Source organism: Chromobacterium sp. LK11, from assembly GCF_001043705.1.
GTDB lineage: Bacteria > Pseudomonadota > Gammaproteobacteria > Burkholderiales > Chromobacteriaceae > Chromobacterium > Chromobacterium alkanivorans.
On the sequence record NZ_LDUR01000004.1, the window covers coordinates 172,919 to 190,131 of the forward strand.

Annotated in this window: 16 protein-coding genes; 10 read left to right on the forward strand and 6 right to left on the reverse strand. The window is 63.1% G+C overall.

The genetic code is table 11. The annotated features are described in order from the left end of the window. Nucleotides 1-82: 82 nt before the first annotated feature. Nucleotides 83-565 (reverse strand): DUF4124 domain-containing protein, encoded by a 483-nt coding sequence (locus VK98_RS02780; protein ID WP_048412561.1) that lies wholly within the window; start codon nt 563-565, stop codon nt 83-85. A 110-nt stretch (nt 566-675) separates the two neighbouring features. Then, nucleotides 676-2,094, reverse strand: a complete 1,419-nt coding sequence (gene glnA, locus VK98_RS02785) for a glutamate--ammonia ligase (protein ID WP_048412562.1) — start codon at nt 2,092-2,094, stop codon at nt 676-678. 370 nt (nt 2,095-2,464) lie between these two features. Between glnA and VK98_RS02790 the strand changes: the two genes are divergently transcribed. The 6 genes from VK98_RS02790 to VK98_RS02815 all read left to right on the forward strand — a co-directional run bounded on the left by VK98_RS02790 (nt 2,465) and on the right by VK98_RS02815 (nt 7,957). Then, nucleotides 2,465-2,917 (forward strand): rhodanese-like domain-containing protein, encoded by a 453-nt coding sequence (locus VK98_RS02790; RefSeq protein WP_048412563.1) that lies wholly within the window; start codon nt 2,465-2,467, stop codon nt 2,915-2,917. A gap of 192 nt (nt 2,918-3,109) precedes the next feature. Beyond that, the gene (gene aroE, locus VK98_RS02795) at nt 3,110-3,931 is read left to right on the forward strand and encodes a shikimate dehydrogenase (RefSeq protein ID WP_019102659.1); all 822 of its coding nucleotides are present in this window, start codon (nt 3,110-3,112) and stop codon (nt 3,929-3,931) included. A gap of 111 nt (nt 3,932-4,042) precedes the next feature. Beyond that, complete coding sequence (gene mtgA / locus VK98_RS02800) at nt 4,043-4,726, forward strand: monofunctional biosynthetic peptidoglycan transglycosylase (RefSeq protein ID WP_043591006.1); 684 nt, start codon at nt 4,043-4,045, stop codon at nt 4,724-4,726. Nucleotides 4,727-4,929: 203 nt separating this feature from the next. Next, entirely contained in the window at nt 4,930-6,369 is a 1,440-nt protein-coding gene (gene mgtE, locus VK98_RS02805; protein WP_048412564.1) for a magnesium transporter, read from the forward strand. 8 nt (nt 6,370-6,377) lie between these two features. Continuing rightward, entirely contained in the window at nt 6,378-7,196 is an 819-nt protein-coding gene (prmC, locus tag VK98_RS02810; RefSeq protein ID WP_048412616.1) for a peptide chain release factor N(5)-glutamine methyltransferase, read from the forward strand. After that, nucleotides 7,196-7,957, forward strand: coding sequence for a phosphatase PAP2 family protein (locus tag VK98_RS02815; protein WP_048412565.1), 762 nt, complete (start codon nt 7,196-7,198; stop codon nt 7,955-7,957). The genes prmC and VK98_RS02815 overlap by 1 nt, the downstream gene beginning before the upstream one ends. A 123-nt stretch (nt 7,958-8,080) precedes the next feature. Here VK98_RS02815 and VK98_RS02820 read toward each other — a convergent pair whose 3' ends face one another. Further along, nucleotides 8,081-8,560, reverse strand: a complete 480-nt coding sequence (locus VK98_RS02820; protein ID WP_048412566.1) for a peptidylprolyl isomerase — start codon at nt 8,558-8,560, stop codon at nt 8,081-8,083. 139 nt (nt 8,561-8,699) lie between these two features. Between VK98_RS02820 and VK98_RS02825 the strand changes: the two genes are divergently transcribed. Next, the gene (locus tag VK98_RS02825) at nt 8,700-9,833 is read left to right on the forward strand and encodes a cupin domain-containing protein (RefSeq protein ID WP_048412567.1); all 1,134 of its coding nucleotides are present in this window, start codon (nt 8,700-8,702) and stop codon (nt 9,831-9,833) included. Nucleotides 9,834-10,529: 696 nt separating this feature from the next. On the opposite strand, the gene bamC is transcribed toward VK98_RS02825, so the two are convergent. Continuing rightward, a complete protein-coding gene (gene bamC, locus VK98_RS02830; protein ID WP_048412568.1) occupies nt 10,530-11,657 on the reverse strand; it encodes an outer membrane protein assembly factor BamC in 1,128 nt (375 codons plus the stop codon). A 31-nt stretch (nt 11,658-11,688) separates the two neighbouring features. Next, nucleotides 11,689-12,564 carry a 4-hydroxy-tetrahydrodipicolinate synthase gene (gene dapA / locus VK98_RS02835; RefSeq protein WP_048412569.1) on the reverse strand — a complete coding sequence of 292 codons (876 nt, stop codon included), beginning with the start codon at nt 12,562-12,564 and terminating at the stop codon, nt 11,689-11,691. 175 nt (nt 12,565-12,739) lie between these two features. Here dapA and VK98_RS02840 point away from each other — a divergent pair, with 175 nt between their 5' ends. Next, a complete protein-coding gene (locus tag VK98_RS02840; RefSeq protein ID WP_048412570.1) occupies nt 12,740-14,371 on the forward strand; it encodes an ABC-F family ATPase in 1,632 nt (543 codons plus the stop codon). 256 nt (nt 14,372-14,627) lie between these two features. Further along, on the forward strand, nt 14,628-15,368 hold the full coding sequence (gene fabG / locus VK98_RS02845; RefSeq protein ID WP_048412571.1) for a 3-oxoacyl-ACP reductase FabG: 741 nt from the start codon (nt 14,628-14,630) through the stop codon (nt 15,366-15,368). A 67-nt stretch (nt 15,369-15,435) separates the two neighbouring features. Here fabG and cysB read toward each other — a convergent pair whose 3' ends face one another. After that, nucleotides 15,436-16,380, reverse strand: a complete 945-nt coding sequence (cysB, locus tag VK98_RS02850) for an HTH-type transcriptional regulator CysB (RefSeq protein ID WP_048412572.1) — start codon at nt 16,378-16,380, stop codon at nt 15,436-15,438. A gap of 112 nt (nt 16,381-16,492) precedes the next feature. On the opposite strand from cysB, the gene VK98_RS02855 reads away from it, so the two are divergent. Then, nucleotides 16,493-17,197 (forward strand): phosphoadenylyl-sulfate reductase, encoded by a 705-nt coding sequence (locus tag VK98_RS02855; RefSeq protein ID WP_048412573.1) that lies wholly within the window; start codon nt 16,493-16,495, stop codon nt 17,195-17,197. Nucleotides 17,198-17,213 lie beyond the last annotated feature (16 nt).

The window sequence follows — 17,213 nt, forward strand, 5'->3', positions numbered from 1 at the left end:
AGGCTGAGCAAAATTCGGGCCATGCCCGCGTGCCCGGGAATGGCCCATTCATCGTCAGTATGCACCACGATGGTGCGTCAAACTAGTTCTGTCCTAGCTCGCGGCGCAAGGCTTCCACGTTTTTCTGGCGATCGGTGACTTCGTCCTGCAGCTTCTGCACCCGGTTCAGGTATTTCTGGTAGTTGCGGGTTTCGTCGCCGTTGCGGGTGGCCTTGCCGTCGGTCAGCGCCTTTTCCGCTTCGGTCAGCGCTTTCTGCTCATTGGCCAGTTCCTGCTCCAGAATCTTGCGGCGGCCGTTGTCGCGCTGCTTCTGGGTGCCGGGATCGACGCTGGGGTAGCTGCCGGCGGGCTTGGCGTCGCCGTTGCCGCCGCTGCTGTTGCCGACGGCGTTGTTTTTCTTGTGCTGGCTGGGATAGGAAGACAGCGGATTGAGCCGGATCGCTTGCGCGCCGCGAATCGGCACATTGGTGAAAGTGACGTTGCCGTCTTTGTCCACGTACTTGTAAACGGTGGCTTGAGCGTAGGCGCTCAGCAACAGCATCAGACAAAGCGATAGAGTTTTCATGGGCGGCGTGTCGAGTTCCGGGTTTCAGCTCTGCAATGATATGCAAATCCGCCGGACAAGTCATATATGAAAACGGCAGCCCTTGGGCTGCCGTTTTTCCGCGCGCCGGTTTACAGCGAGTAATACATCGCGAATTCCACCGGATGGGTGGTCATGCGGGTCAGGTTGACTTCCTGCATCTTCAGCTCGATGTAGGCGTCGATCCAGTCATTGGAGAACACGCCGCCGCGGGTCAGGAACTCGCGGTCCTTGTCCAGCGCGGCCAGCGCCTCGTCCAGGCTGGCGCAGACGGTCGGGATCAGCTTGTCCTCTTCCGGCGGCAGATCGTACAGGTTCTTGTCCGCGGCGTCGCCCGGGTGGATCTTGTTCTGGATGCCGTCCAGGCCGGCCATCAGCAGAGCGGAGAAGCACAGGTAGGGGTTGGCCAGCGGGTCCGGGAAACGCGCTTCGATGCGGCGGCCCTTGGGGCTGGCCACGTGCGGAATGCGGATGGACGCGGAACGGTTCTTGGCGGAGTAAGCCAGCTTCACCGGCGCTTCGTAGTGCGGCACCAGGCGTTTGTAGGAGTTGGTGCCCGGGTTGGTGATCGCGTTCAGCGCCTTGGCGTGCTTGATGATGCCGCCGATGTAGTAGAGCGCGGTTTCGGACAGACCGGCGTAGCCGTCGCCGGCGAACAGGTTCTTGCCGTCCTTCCAGATGGACTGGTGCACGTGCATGCCGGAGCCGTTGTCGCCGACGATGGGCTTGGGCATGAAGGTGGCGGTTTTGCCGTAGCTGTGCGCCACGTTGTGCACCACGTATTTCAGGATCTGGGTCCAGTCAGCGCGCTGGGTCAGGGTGCTGAACTTGGTGCCGATCTCGTTCTGGCCGGCGGTGGCCACTTCGTGGTGGTGCACTTCCACCGGGATGCCCAGTTCTTCCAGCAGCAGCACCATGGCGGAGCGGATGTCCTGGGAGGAGTCCACCGGCGGCACCGGGAAGTAGCCGCCTTTAATGCCCGGGCGGTGGCCCATATTGCCGCCTTCGAACTCCTCGGCGGACGCCCAGGCGGCTTCTTCGGCCTTGATCTTGACGAAGCAGCCGGACATGTCGGTGCCCCAGGTCACGCCGTCGAAGATGAAGAATTCCGGCTCCGGGCCGAAGTAGGCGGTGTCGCCGAGGCCGGAGGCTTTCAGATAGGCTTCGGCGCGCTTGGCGATGGAACGCGGGTCGCGGTCGTAGCCCTTGCCGTCGGCCGGGTCGATCACGTCGCAATGCAGGAAGACGGTGGGTTCGTCGTAGAACGGGTCGATGCGGGCGGTGGCCGGGTCGGCCATCAGCAGCATGTCGGATGCCTGGATGCCTTTCCAGCCTGCGATCGAGGAGCCGTCGAAAGCGTGGCCGTGTTCGAACCATGCGTCCGGATCGTCCAGCAGGACGTGGGCCGGAATCGACACGTGTTGTTCTTTGCCGCGGGTGTCGGTAAAGCGCAGGTCGATGAACTTGACATCATTTTCGGTAATCAGCTTGACTACGTCTGCAACCGCCATGGTTTTCTCCTGAAAGGCTACATGCATCATGTGCGAATGAGTGGATGGCTAGCACTTAAGCATTAAGCGTGCCAGCTTTAAAATCGCTGAGATTCCATTGTGTCATAGCCCAAAATCGGGCGCTAGCGAAGTTGAATGAACCAGGCTGGTGCCTGGGCTGGATTTATGCACCAATATGGGGCGTTAATGGCGTTGCGGCCATCATCGTCGATATGGATAATCCGTATATAAGGTAACGGGGCGGCTGACAGCACCTCGCGGAGAGCCTGAGGCAAGACGCGCTGACGCGGACCGTGGCGAGTCAGCCCAAGGCGGAGGCGGAGGAGCGTCGGCGGCTCCGCAAGGCGGCGAGGCCGCGGGGAGAGCTTGCATGGATCAAGTGACACAGCTATTGCAGCAGGCGCGGCGCCGGGCCGAAGAGCAAGGCTTGCCCTATCGCGGCGCCTTGACGCCGCAGGAGGCGCACCAGCTGAAACAGGCGATGCCGGAGGCGGTGCTGCTGGACGTGCGCAGCGCGGCGGAATGGCAGTTCGTCGGCGTGGTGCCCTACGCGCAGCGGCTGGAGTGGCGCAGCTTCCCCGGCATGCAGCCCAACCCGCGCTTCATCGAGCAATTGCGGGACATGCTGCCCAAGGAGGGCGTGCTGATGCTGATGTGCCGCTCCGGCGTGCGTTCCGACGAAGTGGCGCGCATGGCCGCCGCCGCCGGCTACAGCGAGGCTTACAACGTGCTGGAGGGCTTCGAGGGCGACAAGGACGCCGCCGGCCACCGCAACAGCGTGGGCGGCTGGAAGGCGCGCGGCCTGCCCTGGCAACAAGGCTGAGCCGGGGCCGGCGCGGCGACGTCGTGGTTGATGTTTGGCGTATTCCACGGCAAAGTGTCATAGCGCCGCCGCGCCGTCGGCGCGGGCATGGCGAGAGCCGCCAACAAAGTCAGGCGCGAAGCGGCGCCGGGGGTTTTGTTAGCCGCTCTCTATCCGATACCGAAAACATACCCAATCTTGGAAAGCTGACTCATGACCGACCGTTACGCCGTTATCGGCAATCCTGTTTCGCACAGCCAGTCGCCGTTCATCCATAACGAATTCGCGGCGGCCACCGGCCAGGATATCGCCTACGACAAGTTGTTCGCCGAACTGGGGCGCTTCAACGACGTGGTGGCCGAGTTCGTCGCCGCCGGCGGCAAGGGCCTCAACATCACACTGCCGTTCAAGGGCGACGCCTACCGTTTCGCCAATGAGCTGACCGAGCGCGCCCGCGCGGCGGAGGCGGTCAACACCCTGTGCTTCCGCGACGGCAAGATCTACGGCGACAACACCGACGGCGTGGGCCTGGTGCGCGACATCGTCGACAATCTGGATTACCCGATCGCCGGCGCCAAGGTGCTGATCCTGGGCGCCGGCGGCGCGGTGCGCGGCGTGCTGGAGCCTATCCTGGCGCAAAAGCCGGCCTCCCTGACCATCGCCAACCGCACGCTGATCAAGGCCGAGGCGCTGGCCCACCACTTCGCGCCCTGGGGCAAGGTGGAGGCCATCGGCTACGAGCAATTGAAGGGCCGCAGCTTCGATATCGTGATCAACGCCACCTCGACCAGCCTCAGCAATGAACTGCCGCCGATTCCCTACGGCCTGTTCACCGCGCGCACCCTGGCTTACGACATGGTGTACAGCAAGGGCCTGACCCCTTTCCTGCAGCGCGCGCAGGCGGAAAACGCCGGCATGCTGGCCGACGGCCTGGGCATGCTGGTGGAGCAGGCGGCCGAATCCTTCTCCATCTGGCGCGGCGTGGAGCCGGCCACCCGCAAAGTGACCAATATGCTGCGCGAAGTGCTGGCCTGACGCTTCCCGGAGCCGGCCGGGCCGGCGCCGGAAGCGCGGCGCCGCCGGTTTCCTCCCGCGGTTTGAATCCCAATCCCCCGCCTTGCGGGGGCTCGCGTCGCGAGTCAGATAATGCGTCTCTTCCTGAAAGTGCTGGCGGCCCTGATGGCCGCCTTTCTGCTGTATAACCTGTGGATCTTCGGCCATATCGTCTATTGGCGCAGCCACGATCCGTCGGCCAGCTCCTTCATGAACGAACAGCTGGCCAAGTTGCAGCAGGAGGATCCCGAGGCGGAGTTGCGCCACAAATGGGTGAGTTACGAGCAGATTTCTCCCAATCTCAAGCGCGCGCTGATCGCGTCCGAGGACGCCAAGTTCGTCGATCACGAGGGTTTCGACTGGGACGGCATCGAAGTCGCTTTCGAAAAAAACCTGAAGAAGGGCAAGATCGTCGCCGGCGGCTCCACCATCAGCCAGCAGCTGGCCAAGAATTTGTTCCTGTCCAGCAGCAAGACGCCGTGGCGCAAGCTGGAGGAAGCCTTGATCACGGTGATGCTGGAGGCGGTGCTGGACAAGCGGCGCATCTTCGAGATTTACCTGAACGTGATCGAATGGGGCAACGGCGTGTTCGGCGCGGAGGCGGCGTCGCGCCATTACTACCGCAGCAGCGCAGCGCGGCTGTCCTCGGCGCAGGCGGCCAAGCTGGCGGCGATGGTGCCCAATCCGCGCTATTACGACACCCATCGCGCCGCGCCGGGCCTGGCGCGCAAGACCCGCATCATCCAGCGGCGCATGAGCTATGTGGAACTGCCGTGAGCGTCCGGAGGGCGGATTGGAGCGGCGCAGGCGGCATGTTACAATCGCGACTTTCTTTTTAGAGCGCGCCATGCGCGAGGCATGGCGGCTACGCAATGGACTTACCCAGTTACCCCGTAATCCAATCCCGATTTACCGTTAGAGAATAAGCCCGCCTCAGACCGCCCGCGCCGCGCGCGCCATCTGGGCGGAAGGAGACGTGCATGACGGTTGCCTTCAAGCAACAATCCGCCGATCGTCTGCAAGAAAGCCTGGCCCTGGTGCAGCGCCTGATCGAGCGCCAGCGGCAGTTGGAAGATCTTGTATCCCGTCCGGAGGTCTCCGAGCCGCCGACGGACCCGCTGGCCCCGCATTACAATCTGGAAGCGCTGCGCCTGAAGCTGGAACAGCTGCACCCGGCCGACGTCGCCCATATCCTGGAAGCCTTGCCGCTGGAAGACCGCCTGCTGGTCTGGGACCAGGTGGACGGCGCTCGCGACGGCGCCATCCTGCTGGAAGTGTCCGACGCGGTCAGGGAATCGCTGATCGAAGTGATGGAGCACGGCGAGCTCGTCAACGCCGCCGAGCAACTGGACGCGGACGAACTGGCCGAACTGGCGCCGGACATGCCGCGCCAGGTGGTGTACGAAGTGATGGGCGGCCTGGACGAAGAGGAACGCGCCCAACTGCAGTCGGCCTTGTCCTACGACGAGGACAAGGTCGGCGCGCTGATGGACTTCGACCTGGTCAAGATTCGCGCCGACGTCAGCTGCGAAGTGGTGCTGCGCTATCTGCGCCGTTTCGACGAGTTGCCGGCGCACACCGATAAAATCTTCGTCATCGACGACCTGGGCCTGCTCAAGGGCGTGCTGTCCATCCGCAAATTGCTGGTGTCCGATCCCGACGCGCTGGTGGCCGAAGTGATGGCCACCGAACTGGTCAGCTTCAGCCCCGACGAGGACGCCGCCGACGCGGCGCTGGCCTTCGAGCGCTACGACTTGATCACCGCGCCGGTGGTGGACGAGGCCGGCAAGCTGATCGGCCGGCTGACCGTGGACGAGATGGTGGACGTGATCCGCGAGGAGTCCGACAGCGAAGTGCTGAACCTGGCCGGTTTGAAAGAGGAAGAAGACCTGTTCGCCCCGGTCATCGATTCGGTGAAGAACCGCTGGGCCTGGCTGGCGATCAATCTGTGCACCGCCTTCGTCGCCTCGCGCGTGATCGGCGTGTTCGAGCACTCCATTTCCCAATTGGTGGCCCTGGCCGCGCTGATGCCCATCGTCGCCGGCATCGGCGGCAACTCCGGCAACCAGACCATCACCATGATCGTGCGCGCGCTGGCCATGGGGCAGATGCAGCTGAGCCAGGCCTGGCGCTTGTGGCGCAAGGAACTGCGGGTCAGCATGATCAACGGCGTGTTGTGGGGCGGGGTGATAGGCAGCGTCGCCTGGTTGTTGTACGGCAGCTTCTCGCTGGGCCTGGTGATGCTGGGCGCGATGCTGCTCAATCTGATGCTGGCCGCCACCATGGGGGTGTTGATCCCCTGCCTGATGCAGCGCTCCGGCCGCGATCCGGCGCTGGGCTCCAGCGTGCTGATCACCGCCTGCACCGATTCCGGCGGCTTTTTCATTTTCCTGGGGCTCGCCACCCTGTTCCTGTTGTGACGACCATGTTGACGATAGCCGAGGCGCTGCGCCTATACCCCTTGCCCCGTCTGGAGGCCCGCATGCTGTTGCAGCAGGCGGCGCCGGAACTGAGCCACGCCCGTATCGCCGCTTATCCGGAGCAGGAACTGAGCGCGGAACAGGAAGCGTGTTTCCGCGCGCTGGGGGCGCGCCGCGCCGCCGGCGAGCCGGTGGCTTACCTGATCGGCCGGCGCGAGTTCTACGGCCGCGATTTCTCCGTAGGGCCGCAGGTGCTGATCCCCAGGCCGGAAACCGAGCATTTGATCGAGGCTGCGCTGGAGCGGACCGGCCGCGGCGCCGCCCGCGTGGTGGACCTGGGCACCGGCAGCGGCGCCATCGCCGCGACCTTGGCGCTGGAGGCGCCGGCGTGGCGGGTCTGCGCCGTCGATCTGTCGGCGGAGGCGCTGGCCGTCGCGCGCGGCAACGCCGAGCGCCTGGGCGCGCGCGTCGATTTTTACCAAGGCAGCTGGTATCAGGCGCTGCCGGCGGACGCGGTGTTTGATCTCATCGTGTCCAATCCGCCCTATATCCGGCGCGACGACGAGCATCTGGGGCAGGGGGACGTGCGTTTCGAGCCGCGGATGGCCTTGACCGACGAGGCCGACGGCCTGGCCTGTCTGCGCGCCATCGCCGCCGACGCGCCGCGTCGGCTGGCGCCCGGCGGCTGGCTGATCGTCGAGCACGGCTACGATCAGGGCGAGGCGGTGCGCCGGCTTTTCACCGAAGCGGGTTTGCTGCAAGCGGAAACCATTGTCGACCTGGCGGGTCTGGATCGAATCACCCTTGCAACGATGAAAGCTGACTGATGTGGTTTAAGTGGTCCTGTTTGCGCCGGCTGTGGCCGGCGTTGTTGTTGTCGCCGCTGGCTATTCTGCTGGCGCTGTCGCCCGCCTCCAATCGCGAACTGTTCCTGATCTTGCACGAAGCCGGCCGCATCGCGCCCGGCGCGTTCTGGCGCTTGCTGAGCGTGTTGGGAGACTGGCCCACGGTGCTGGCCCTGCTGCTGGCCTTGAGCTGGCGGCGGCCGGACAAGCTGCCGGCCTTGCTGGTCGGCTGCGGGACGGGCGTGTTTCTGGCCATCGCGCTCAAGGCGGGCTTCGCCGAGCCGCGGCCGCCGCTGGTGTTGCCGCCGGGATCGGTGCGGCTGCTGGACGACTTGCCCGGCAACGGCTCCTTTCCTTCCGGCCACGCGATGGCTTCCGCCACGCTGGCGAGCTTTCTTTACTATTCCGGCATGCTGCGCCGCGGCGCGCTGCTGACGGCCGCGGTGGCGCTGGTGATGTTGTCGCGGCTGGCGATAGGCGTGCATTGGCCGTTGGACGTGGTCGTGGGCGCCTTGCTGGGTTGGGCGGCGATGTGGGGCGCCTGCCGCTGGGCCTGGCCCCGGGGCTGGCCGGCGGATTTAAGCGCGCGGCTGCAGTCGCTGATGCTGCCGGCCCTGGCGCTGCAGTTGCTGTGGCTGCTGTACAAGTCCGGCAGTCATGAGGAATACGGCTTGAGGCTGGCGCTGTGCGCGCTGGTGCTTGTCGCCGGTTGCCGCCGTTGGTGGCGAGGGCGTTCGGGATAGCGCGACGGATTCCGCGCGCAGGCATGACAAAGGCGGCCCATGGGGCCGCCTTTGTCGAAATCAGGCCGGCGCGCCGGCAAAAGCATTACAATGACGCCGATGCCGGCTGGGCCGGATGCCTGATCAATGGTGGTGGCCGTGCTCGCCGTGGGCGTGGCCGTGGCTGATTTCATCGGCGCTGGCGGCGCGGATTTCCACAACCTTGGCGGCGAAGCGGATGCTCTGGCCGGCCAGAGGGTGGTTGGCGTCGACCACGGCCTTGCCGTCGGCGATGTCGGTGACGCGGAACAGCAGCACGTCGCCGGTTTCCGGATCGTCGGCTTCGAACATCATGCCGACTTCGACGTCAGCGGGGAACACGTCCAGGTCTTCCAAGCGGATCAGTTCTTCTTCCGGGTCGCCGAAAGCGTCGTCCGGCGTCATCTTGACGTCGATGGCGTCGCCAACGGCCTTGCCTTCCAAAGCTTCTTCCACCAGCGGGAAGATGCCGTCGTAGCCACCGTGCAGATAGCTGATCGGCTCTTCGGTCTTGTCGAGGAGGTTGTTGTCAGCGTCGAACATCTCGTAGTGGAGGGTAACGACGGTGTTTTTGGAGATTTGCATGAGTGCGGATCCGTGAAGGAAGGTAAATAAAGCAGACGGCGGCGCAAGCCGGCCATCGAAAACGATTTTCAGGTGCGCCGCCATTGCGCGCATCCCATATTGTAAACCATTGCCGGGCGTTTCAGCCCGTGAAACTGCCATGAACACAACAACTTTGCTGGGCGGGATGTCGCCCGAACAGTTCCTCGCCGAGTACTGGCACAAGAAGCCTTTGCTGATCCGCGGCGCCCTGACCGAGGTGGGGCCGCTGGCGGATTTTTCGGTGTTGTCGCAACTGGCGACCCGCGAAGACGCGGAGTCGCGCTTGATCGAATGCCGCGACGGCCGCTGGAGTCTGGAGCGCGGCCCGTTCCGCCCGGCGCGCTTCCGCCGGCTGCCGGAAACGGATTGGACCCTGCTGGTGCAGGGCGTCAATCAACATCTGCCGCACATCGACGAACTGCTGTGGCGCTTCAACTTCATTCCCTACGCGCGGCTGGACGATCTGATGATCAGCTACGCGCCGCCGGGCGGCACCGTGGGTCCGCATTTCGACGCCTACGACGTGTTCCTGCTGCAAGTGGGCGGACGCAAGCGCTGGCAGATCTCCACCCAGCACGACGACGACTTCATCGAAGACGCGCCGATCCGGGTGCTGAAGGATTTCCGCTGCGAGCAGGAGTTCGTGCTGGAGCACGGCGACATGCTCTACCTGCCGCCCAAGTGCGCGCACCACGGCGTGGCGCTGGATCCCGGCATGACTTACTCGATCGGCTTCCGCGCGCCGCCGGCGCAGGAGTTGGCGACCCAATTCCTGGTGCACCTTCAGGACCGCATCTGCGCGGAAGGCGTGTACGCCGATCCCGACCTCAAACTGCAGCGGGAACCGGCGCGGATCGGCGACGAGATGGTGGAGCAGGTCAGCCGGCTGCTGGAGCAGATCCGCTGGGACAAGGCGGCGGTGGGCGACTTCCTCGGCCATTATCTGACCGAACCCAAGGCGCATGTATTTTACGACGCGCCGGAAGAAGAGCTGGACGAGGCCGAATTCGAGAGCGAAGCGCGCTTGCGCGGACTGGAACTGGACCGCAAGAGCCAGATCCTGTTCTGCGGCGACAGTTTCTATTGCAACGGCGAGAAATTGGAGGCGGAGGAGGGGGATTTCGCCGCCTGGCGCGCCTTCGCCAATGCCAGACGCATTGCCGGCGCGGCTTTGGGGCCGGGCATGCAGGAATGTTTGTACGAGGGATACCTGGCAGGCTATTGGCATTTGGCGACGAATGTAGCAAAATAACCACAGAAATTGTTCGGATGCGCAAGTGATATCGACAAATTCTGGCCTCAACGACAGGGGTAAACGCCCGTTTTTGTGGCTATGCTGCTTTGCGGAAGAGGATTATGGGCAAAGGTGTTTTTTTGGAATTTTGCCCCCTATACAGCCTTTTTTTTCGTGATACAATTTGCGCACTGATGGATTTTCAGTCGCCCGGCTTATTTCGAAGACCGTGCGATAACTGACGTCTTGTTCAACTTATCCTCAAAGGTAATGAAAAAATGAAACAGTCGCTCCTCGTTGCTGCCCTGCTGGCTGTAGCCCTGTCCGCTTGCGGTAAGAAAGCTGAAGCTCCGGCTGAAGCTTCCGCTCCTGCTGTTGAAGCATCCGCTCCGGCTGCCGCTCCGGCATCCGCTCCGGCTGCTGAAGCTTCCGCTCCGGCTGCTGCTTCCGCTCCGGCCGCTGAGGCTTCCGCTGCCAAGTAATTCTTGGCCTGCGACAAAAAAACCGGCTATGGCCGGTTTTTTTGTGCCTGTAGCAAATGGAACAAGAGGTGTTGCAACATGAAAACAACACAATTGTCTGTTCGCTACAAAGTGTTACATTTCGCTTGATTGTCGAAAGCCGGAGGCTTTGATCGCTGGTTTGACAATTAAGGCGCAAAACAAAGCCCGCGATAGCGGGCTTTGTTTTTTAAGGACGCGTGGATTTCGCGTCTTATTGCAGCTCGGTTTGCAGCTTGGACAGCGCGGCCTTGCTGAAGGCGTCCGACAGCGGCTTGCCCTGCTTGTCCTGGAGGGACACCGTGCTGGAGCCGGGCGCGGTTTCCTTGATCTGCACGCGGTACTCCTGCTCGGTGGGCTTGGCGGACTTGCCGTCGTCGCTCTTCCAGAAGGCCAGGCTGGACCAGAAGCCGCCGGATTCGTTCTTGTCGGTCTCGCTCTTGGCCGGTTTGACGAAGTAAACGCCCTGGGAGCGGTCGCGGTCGCTGACCACCAGGCCGACGCGGTCCAGCGCCAGGCCGACGCGGCGCCAGGCGCGGTCGAACTCGTCGCTGAGCACCAGCTGGCCGTCGACGATGGGCGTCTGCGGCTTGGCCGGCGCGCTCAGCGTCTGCTTGACCTGTTCGCGCGCCTTGTCCTCCGCCATGCCCAGATTCATCATGAAGCGGCCTAGCAACTCGGCCTCCAGGCCCGGGTCGGTGGCGCGCGGCTGCCAGATGGTGTTGGTCTTGGTGGTGTCGGCATAGACTTCTTCCATGCCGCGGTGCGAGAAGTAGACTTCGGTGCCGTTGGCGGTCTTTTCCAGACGGATGCGGAACTTGTCGCGCTCGCCGGTGGAGTAGACGCTGCCGAGGCCGACGGTTTCCAGCAGCTTGCGCAGGCCGTCGTTGGGCAGCTTGGCGCGGTTTTCCGCCCAGTCCGTTTCCATCACGCCCACGGCCGGGTCTTCGCTCTTGATCACGAAGCCGTTGTCCTGCCAGAAGGCCTTCAGCGCCGGCCACAGTTGTTCCGGGCTCTTGCCGGACACCACCAGCCAGCGTTGGGTGCCGGCGCGCTCCATCTTGACGTTGTCAAGCTGGTTCAGCGCGACCGAGCTGCCGGCCGCCGGCTGCTGGGCCGGAGCGTCGGTCTTGGCGCCTTGGGCCGCGGCGCTGGCGGCGCCGGGGATGGTGTATTTGTTCTGGACTTGCGGCGCGGTCAGATCCGGCGGCACTTCCAGAGTGTTGACGCTTTTGGGCTTGTCGGACTGATAGTCCAGCTTCTTGGTCAGCGGCTGTTGCGAGCTGCAACCGGCGATAATGCCGGTTGCCAGCAGAATCGCGGCGGGCGCGGTTCGTTTCATGCGGTCTCCCATCGTTTCGGCAGGGGAAAGGTTAAAGGACGTCGGCTTGTTTCATCGCCGCTTCCACGGCGGCTTGCGCGTCGGTGGAGAGCGGGGTCAGCGGCAGGCGGATGCCGGAGGGTATCCGGTTCATCCGCGTCAGCGCCCACTTGGCCGGAATCGGGTTGGGTTCGATGAACAGCTGCTTGTGCAGGCCTTGCAGCTTGTCGTTGATCTCGCGAGCCCGCTTGGCGTCGCCGCCGGTGGCGGCTTTGCACAGCTCGCTCATGAATTTGGGGGCGATGTTGGCGGTGACCGAGATCACGCCGTGGCCGCCGCACAGCATGAAGGCCATGCCGGTGGCGTCGTCGCCGGAATAGAGGATGAAGCCTTCCGGAACGCGCATGACCAGATCGCAGGCGCGGCCAATGTCGCCGGTGGCGTCTTTCAGGCCGACGATGTTGGGGTGCGAGGCCAGGCGCAGCGCGGTGTCGTTGCTCATGTCGGCGACGGTGCGGCCGGGCACATTATAAAGAATGACCGGCAGCTTGCTGGCGTCGGCTATCGCTTTGAAATGCTGATACAGACCTTCCTGAGTGGGCTTGTTGTAATAAGGCACGACCGACAGTACGTAATCGGCGCCAACCTCCCGGGACAGGTGGCTCAGTTCGATCGCTTCGGCGGTGGAGTTGCCGCCGGCGCCGGCGACGACTTTGACGCGGCCGGCGGCGTATTCGACAACCGCCTTGACCACGGCGATGTGCTCGGTCACGTTCAATGTGGCGGATTCGCCCGTGGTGCCAACCGCGACAATGCCGTCGGTGCCATTCTCAATATGGAAATCGACGAGTCGTCGCAGTGCCTCGTAGTCGACCGAGCCGTCTGCGGACATCGGGGTGACCAGGGCGACCAAGCTGCCGGTAAGCATAGTTCAGCCTATCTCAGGGAATAGAAAACAAGGCTTACGATTGTAGCGGAATTCGAGAAGCTGGCAAAAGGTAGGCGGCGTTTCCTTGACGGACGGCTCGGGAAAACGCCGGCACTGTGCTAGAATCCCACGTTTTTCCGATACTTACGGCTATTTGGCTGAAGGATCCCTAAGCGTGATTACCACAAGCAATATTACCATGCAGTTTGGCGTCAAACCTTTGTTTGAAAAGGTTTCCGTCAAATTTGGCGAAGGCAACCGTTACGGCCTGATCGGCGCCAACGGTTCCGGCAAATCCACTTTTATGAAGATTCTGGGTGGCGACCTGGAGCAGACCAGCGGCGAGGTGGCCATCGAGAACGGCCTGCGCCTGGGTAAGCTGCGCCAGGATCAGTTCGCCTATGAGGATCAGCGCGTCATCGACGTGGTGATGATGGGCCACACCGAGATGTGGGCGGCGATGAGCGAACGCGACGCCATCTACGCCAACCCGGAAGCCAGCGAAGACGATTACATGCACGCGGCCGAACTGGAAGCCAAGTTCGCCGAGTACGACGGCTACACCGCCGAAGCGCGCGCCGGCGAACTGCTGATGGGCGTGGGCATTCCGGTGGAGCAGCACGGCGGCCCGATGAGCGAAGTGGCGCCGGGCTGGAAGCTGCGCGTCTTGCTGGCGCAGGCGCTGTTCTCCAATCCTGATATCCTGTTGCTGGACGAACCGACCAACAACCTGGACATCAACACCATCCGCTGGCTGGAAAACGTGCTCAACGAGCGCAACTCCACCATGATCATCATTTCGCACGACCGTCACTTCCTGAACTCGGTGTGCACCCATATGGCGGACTTGGACTACAACACCATCCGCATCTACCCGGGCAATTACGACGACTACATGATCGCGTCGGCCCAGGCGCGCGAACGCCAGCTGTCGTCCAACAGCAAGGCCAAGGAACGCATCCAGGAACTGCAGGAGTTCGTGGCCCGCTTCTCCGCCAACAAGTCCAAGGCGCGTCAGGCGACCAGCCGGCTGAAGCAGGTGGACAAGCTGAAGTCCGAAATGGTGGAAGTGAAGCCGTCCAGCCGTCAGAACCCGTTCATCCGTTTTGAAATGGACGACAAGTTCAAGCTGCACCGCCAGGCGGTGGAGGTGGACCACCTCAACAAGGCCTACGACGCCAAAGTGCTGTTCAAGGACTTGAGCCTGATCCTGGAGGCCGGCGCCCGTCTGGCCGTGATCGGCCCCAACGGCGCGGGCAAGACCTCGCTGGTCAAGCTGCTGGCCGGCGCCTTCAACGCGCCGTTCGCCGAAGGCCTGAGCGCGGACCGCGGCTCGATCAAATGGGCGGAGAAAGCCCAGGTCGGCTATTTCGCCCAGGACCACGAGGCTGATTTCGACAGCGACATGACGCTGACCGAATGGATGCGCGAGTGGGGCCAGGAAGGCGACGACGAGCAGGTGATCCGCGGCACGCTGGGCCGCCTGCTGTTCGGCGGCGACGAAGTGGGCAAGCCGGTGCGCGTGCTGTCCGGCGGCGAGAAGGGCCGCATGCTGTACGGCAAGCTGATCCTGCAAAAGCCCAATGTGATGATCATGGACGAGCCGACCAACCATATGGACATGGAGTCGATCGAGTCCCTGAACATGGCCTTGGAAAAGTACAAGGGCACCCTGGTCTTCGTTTCCCACGATCGTCAGTTCGTCAGCTCGCTGGCGACGCACGTGCTGGAATTGGACGGCAAGGGCGGTTACGACTACTACACCGGCAATTACGAAGACTATCTGGCCAGCAAGGGCCTGGAATAAGCAGGGGCTTGATCCGGGCGGTTACACGCGGTAACTGACCTGTAGAGCAGTTGCTTTACCGGCGGGAGTGAGTGCGCTATATTGCAGTGCGTCTTGTGCGCTGCAATGGCTGCGGTGCACAAACTCCCGCTTTTCTTTTTTGTACAGAAAATAATCAATAAAAACAGGTGTTTGGCCATAGGTGGTCGATGGTGGAGTTGTGAGTCCGGCCTCCGGGCGGATTGCCTGTCATCTACAAAGTCAGTAAGGAAAATCCATGCGCTTGAAAGGTAAAGTCTCCATCATCACCGGCGCCGCCAGCGGCATCGGCAAGGCGACCGCCGAGAAATTCGTCAAAGAAGGCGCAGTCGTCGCCGTTTGCGACCTCAATCTGGACGCGGTCAACGCGGTGGTCGAGGAGTTGCAGCAGGCCGGCGGCGAAGCCATAGGCTACAAGGTGGACGTCACCGATAAGGGCCAGATCGCCGACATGGTCGCCGATCTGAAAAACCGCCGCGGCCGCATCGACGTGTTGGTCAACAACGCCGGCATCGTCATGGACGCCCAACTGATGAAGATGACCGAAGACCAGTTCGACAAGGTGATCGACATCAATCTGAAAGGCGTTTACAACTGTGCCCGCGCAGTGATCGACACCATGGTGGAGCAGGGCGGCGGGGTGATCCTGAACGCGTCCTCGGTGGTGGGCGTCTACGGCAACTTCGGCCAGACCAATTACGCGGCGTCCAAATTCGGCGTCATCGGCTTCGTCAAGACCTGGGCCAAGGAATTGGGCAAGAAGGGCATTCGCGCCAACGCGGTATGTCCGGGCTTCGTCGCCACCCCCATTCTGCAATCGATGCCGGAAAAAGTGATTCAGGCGATGGAGGACAAGGTGCCGATGCGTCGCATGGCCGACCCGACCGAGATCGCCAACGTCTACGCCTTCCTGGCGTCCGACGAGGCCAGCTACATCAACGGCGCGGCCATCGAAGTGACCGGCGGCCTGACGCTCTGATCCGGCGCCGGTGAACGCGAAAACGCCCCGATATCGGGGCGTTTTGCTTTGCCGGGCCGCAAAGGGCTCAATCCTCGCTGTCGGGGTCGCGCGCCAGCAGCGCCGCCTCGACTTCGCGCCGGTGCAGATGCGGCGCGAACAGCTCGATGAAGGTGTAGGCGAAGCCGCGCAGATAGGCGTCCTTGCGGATGCCTATCTTGGTGGTGGACGGCTCGAACAGATGGCCGGCGTCCAGCAGCTGCAGATTGAGGTCGCGTTCCGGCTCGTAGGCCATGCTGGCGATGATGCCTATGCCCAGCCCCAGGCCGACATAGGTCTTGATCACGTCGGTGTCTATCGCGGTCAGCACCACGTTGGGCGCCAGGCCCTGATCGGCGAAGGCCTTGTTGATCTTGGAGCGGCCGGCGAAGGCGAAGTCGTAGGTGACGATGGGATAGCGGGCGATGTCCGCCAGCGTCAGCGGACGCTCCAGCGTTGTCAGCTCGTGCCCTTCCGGCACCACGATGGAACGGTTCCATTCATAGCAGGGCAGCATCGCCAATTCCTTGTACAAGGCGATGCCTTCGGTGGCGATGGCGAGGTCGGCTTCGCCCGACACCACCATTTCGCAGATCTGGGTGGGGCTGCCCTGCTTGATCGACAGTCTCACCTTGGGGTAACGTCGAACGAACTCGGCGATGGCCGGCGGCAGCGCGTAGCGCGCCTGGGTGTGCGTGGTGGCGATGGTCAGCGCGCCTTCCGCCTCCTTGGAGAATTCGTCGCCCACCCGTTTCAGATTCTGCGCCTCGCGCAGGATGCGTTCGGAAATGCGCAGCACCTCCTTGCCCGGCTCGGACACCGACACCACCCGCTTGCCGTTGCGGATGAAAACCTGGATGCCCAGCTCGTCTTCCAGCAGCCGGATCTGCTTGGAAATGCCCGGCTGCGAGGTGTGCAGCTTTTCCGCGGCCTCCGAGACGTTCAGCCCTTGCTTGGCCACCTCGACCAAGTAACGCAGTTGTTGCAGCTTCATGCGACGCCATCCTCTTTAAAACCTGTAGTAATTAAATACTAACACAATATTCTTTTCGGTTTATAAGCGGCTTGGGTAGGATTGTCGTGAAATTTCCTGCCTGGAGTCTTTGATGAGCCTGGAAGCAAAACTGGACGCCACCGTCGCCTGCCTCGGGACGATCGCGGCCGAGCATCCGGACGCCGTGCTGGCCAACAGCTACGGCGCCGAGGACATGGTGCTGACCGATCTGATCGCCCGCCTGGGCCTAGGCATCGCGGCCTTCAGCCTGGACACCGGCCGCCTGCCGGCGGAAACCTACGATCTGATGCAGCGGGTGGAAGAGCGCTATCCCAGCCACCCGGTCGCCGTGTATTTCCCGCAGGCCGCCGCGGTGGAGCAGTACGTCGGTCTCCACGGCATCAACGGCTTTTACCACAGCGTGGACGCGCGCAAGTCCTGTTGCCAGGTGCGCAAGCTGGAGCCGCTCAAGCGCGCGCTGGCCGGCCGCTCGGCCTGGATCACCGGGCTGCGGCGCGAACAGTCGCCGACGCGCCAGGATCTGCAGGTCAGCGAATACGACGCCGACAACGGCCTGCAAAAGTTCAGCCCGCTGCTGGACTGGAGCGAGCGCGATGTCTGGGACTACCTGCGCGCGCACGAAGTGCCCTACAACGCCCTGCACGACCGCCATTACCCCTCCATCGGCTGCGCGCCCTGTACCCGGGCGATCTCGGTGGGCGAGGACGTCCGCGCCGGACGCTGGTGGTGGGAAAACCCCGATTCCAAGGAATGCGGCCTGCACGTCAAGGCCAGCCCGTTGAAACGTCCGGCATAGCGCCGTCTGAAAGAGC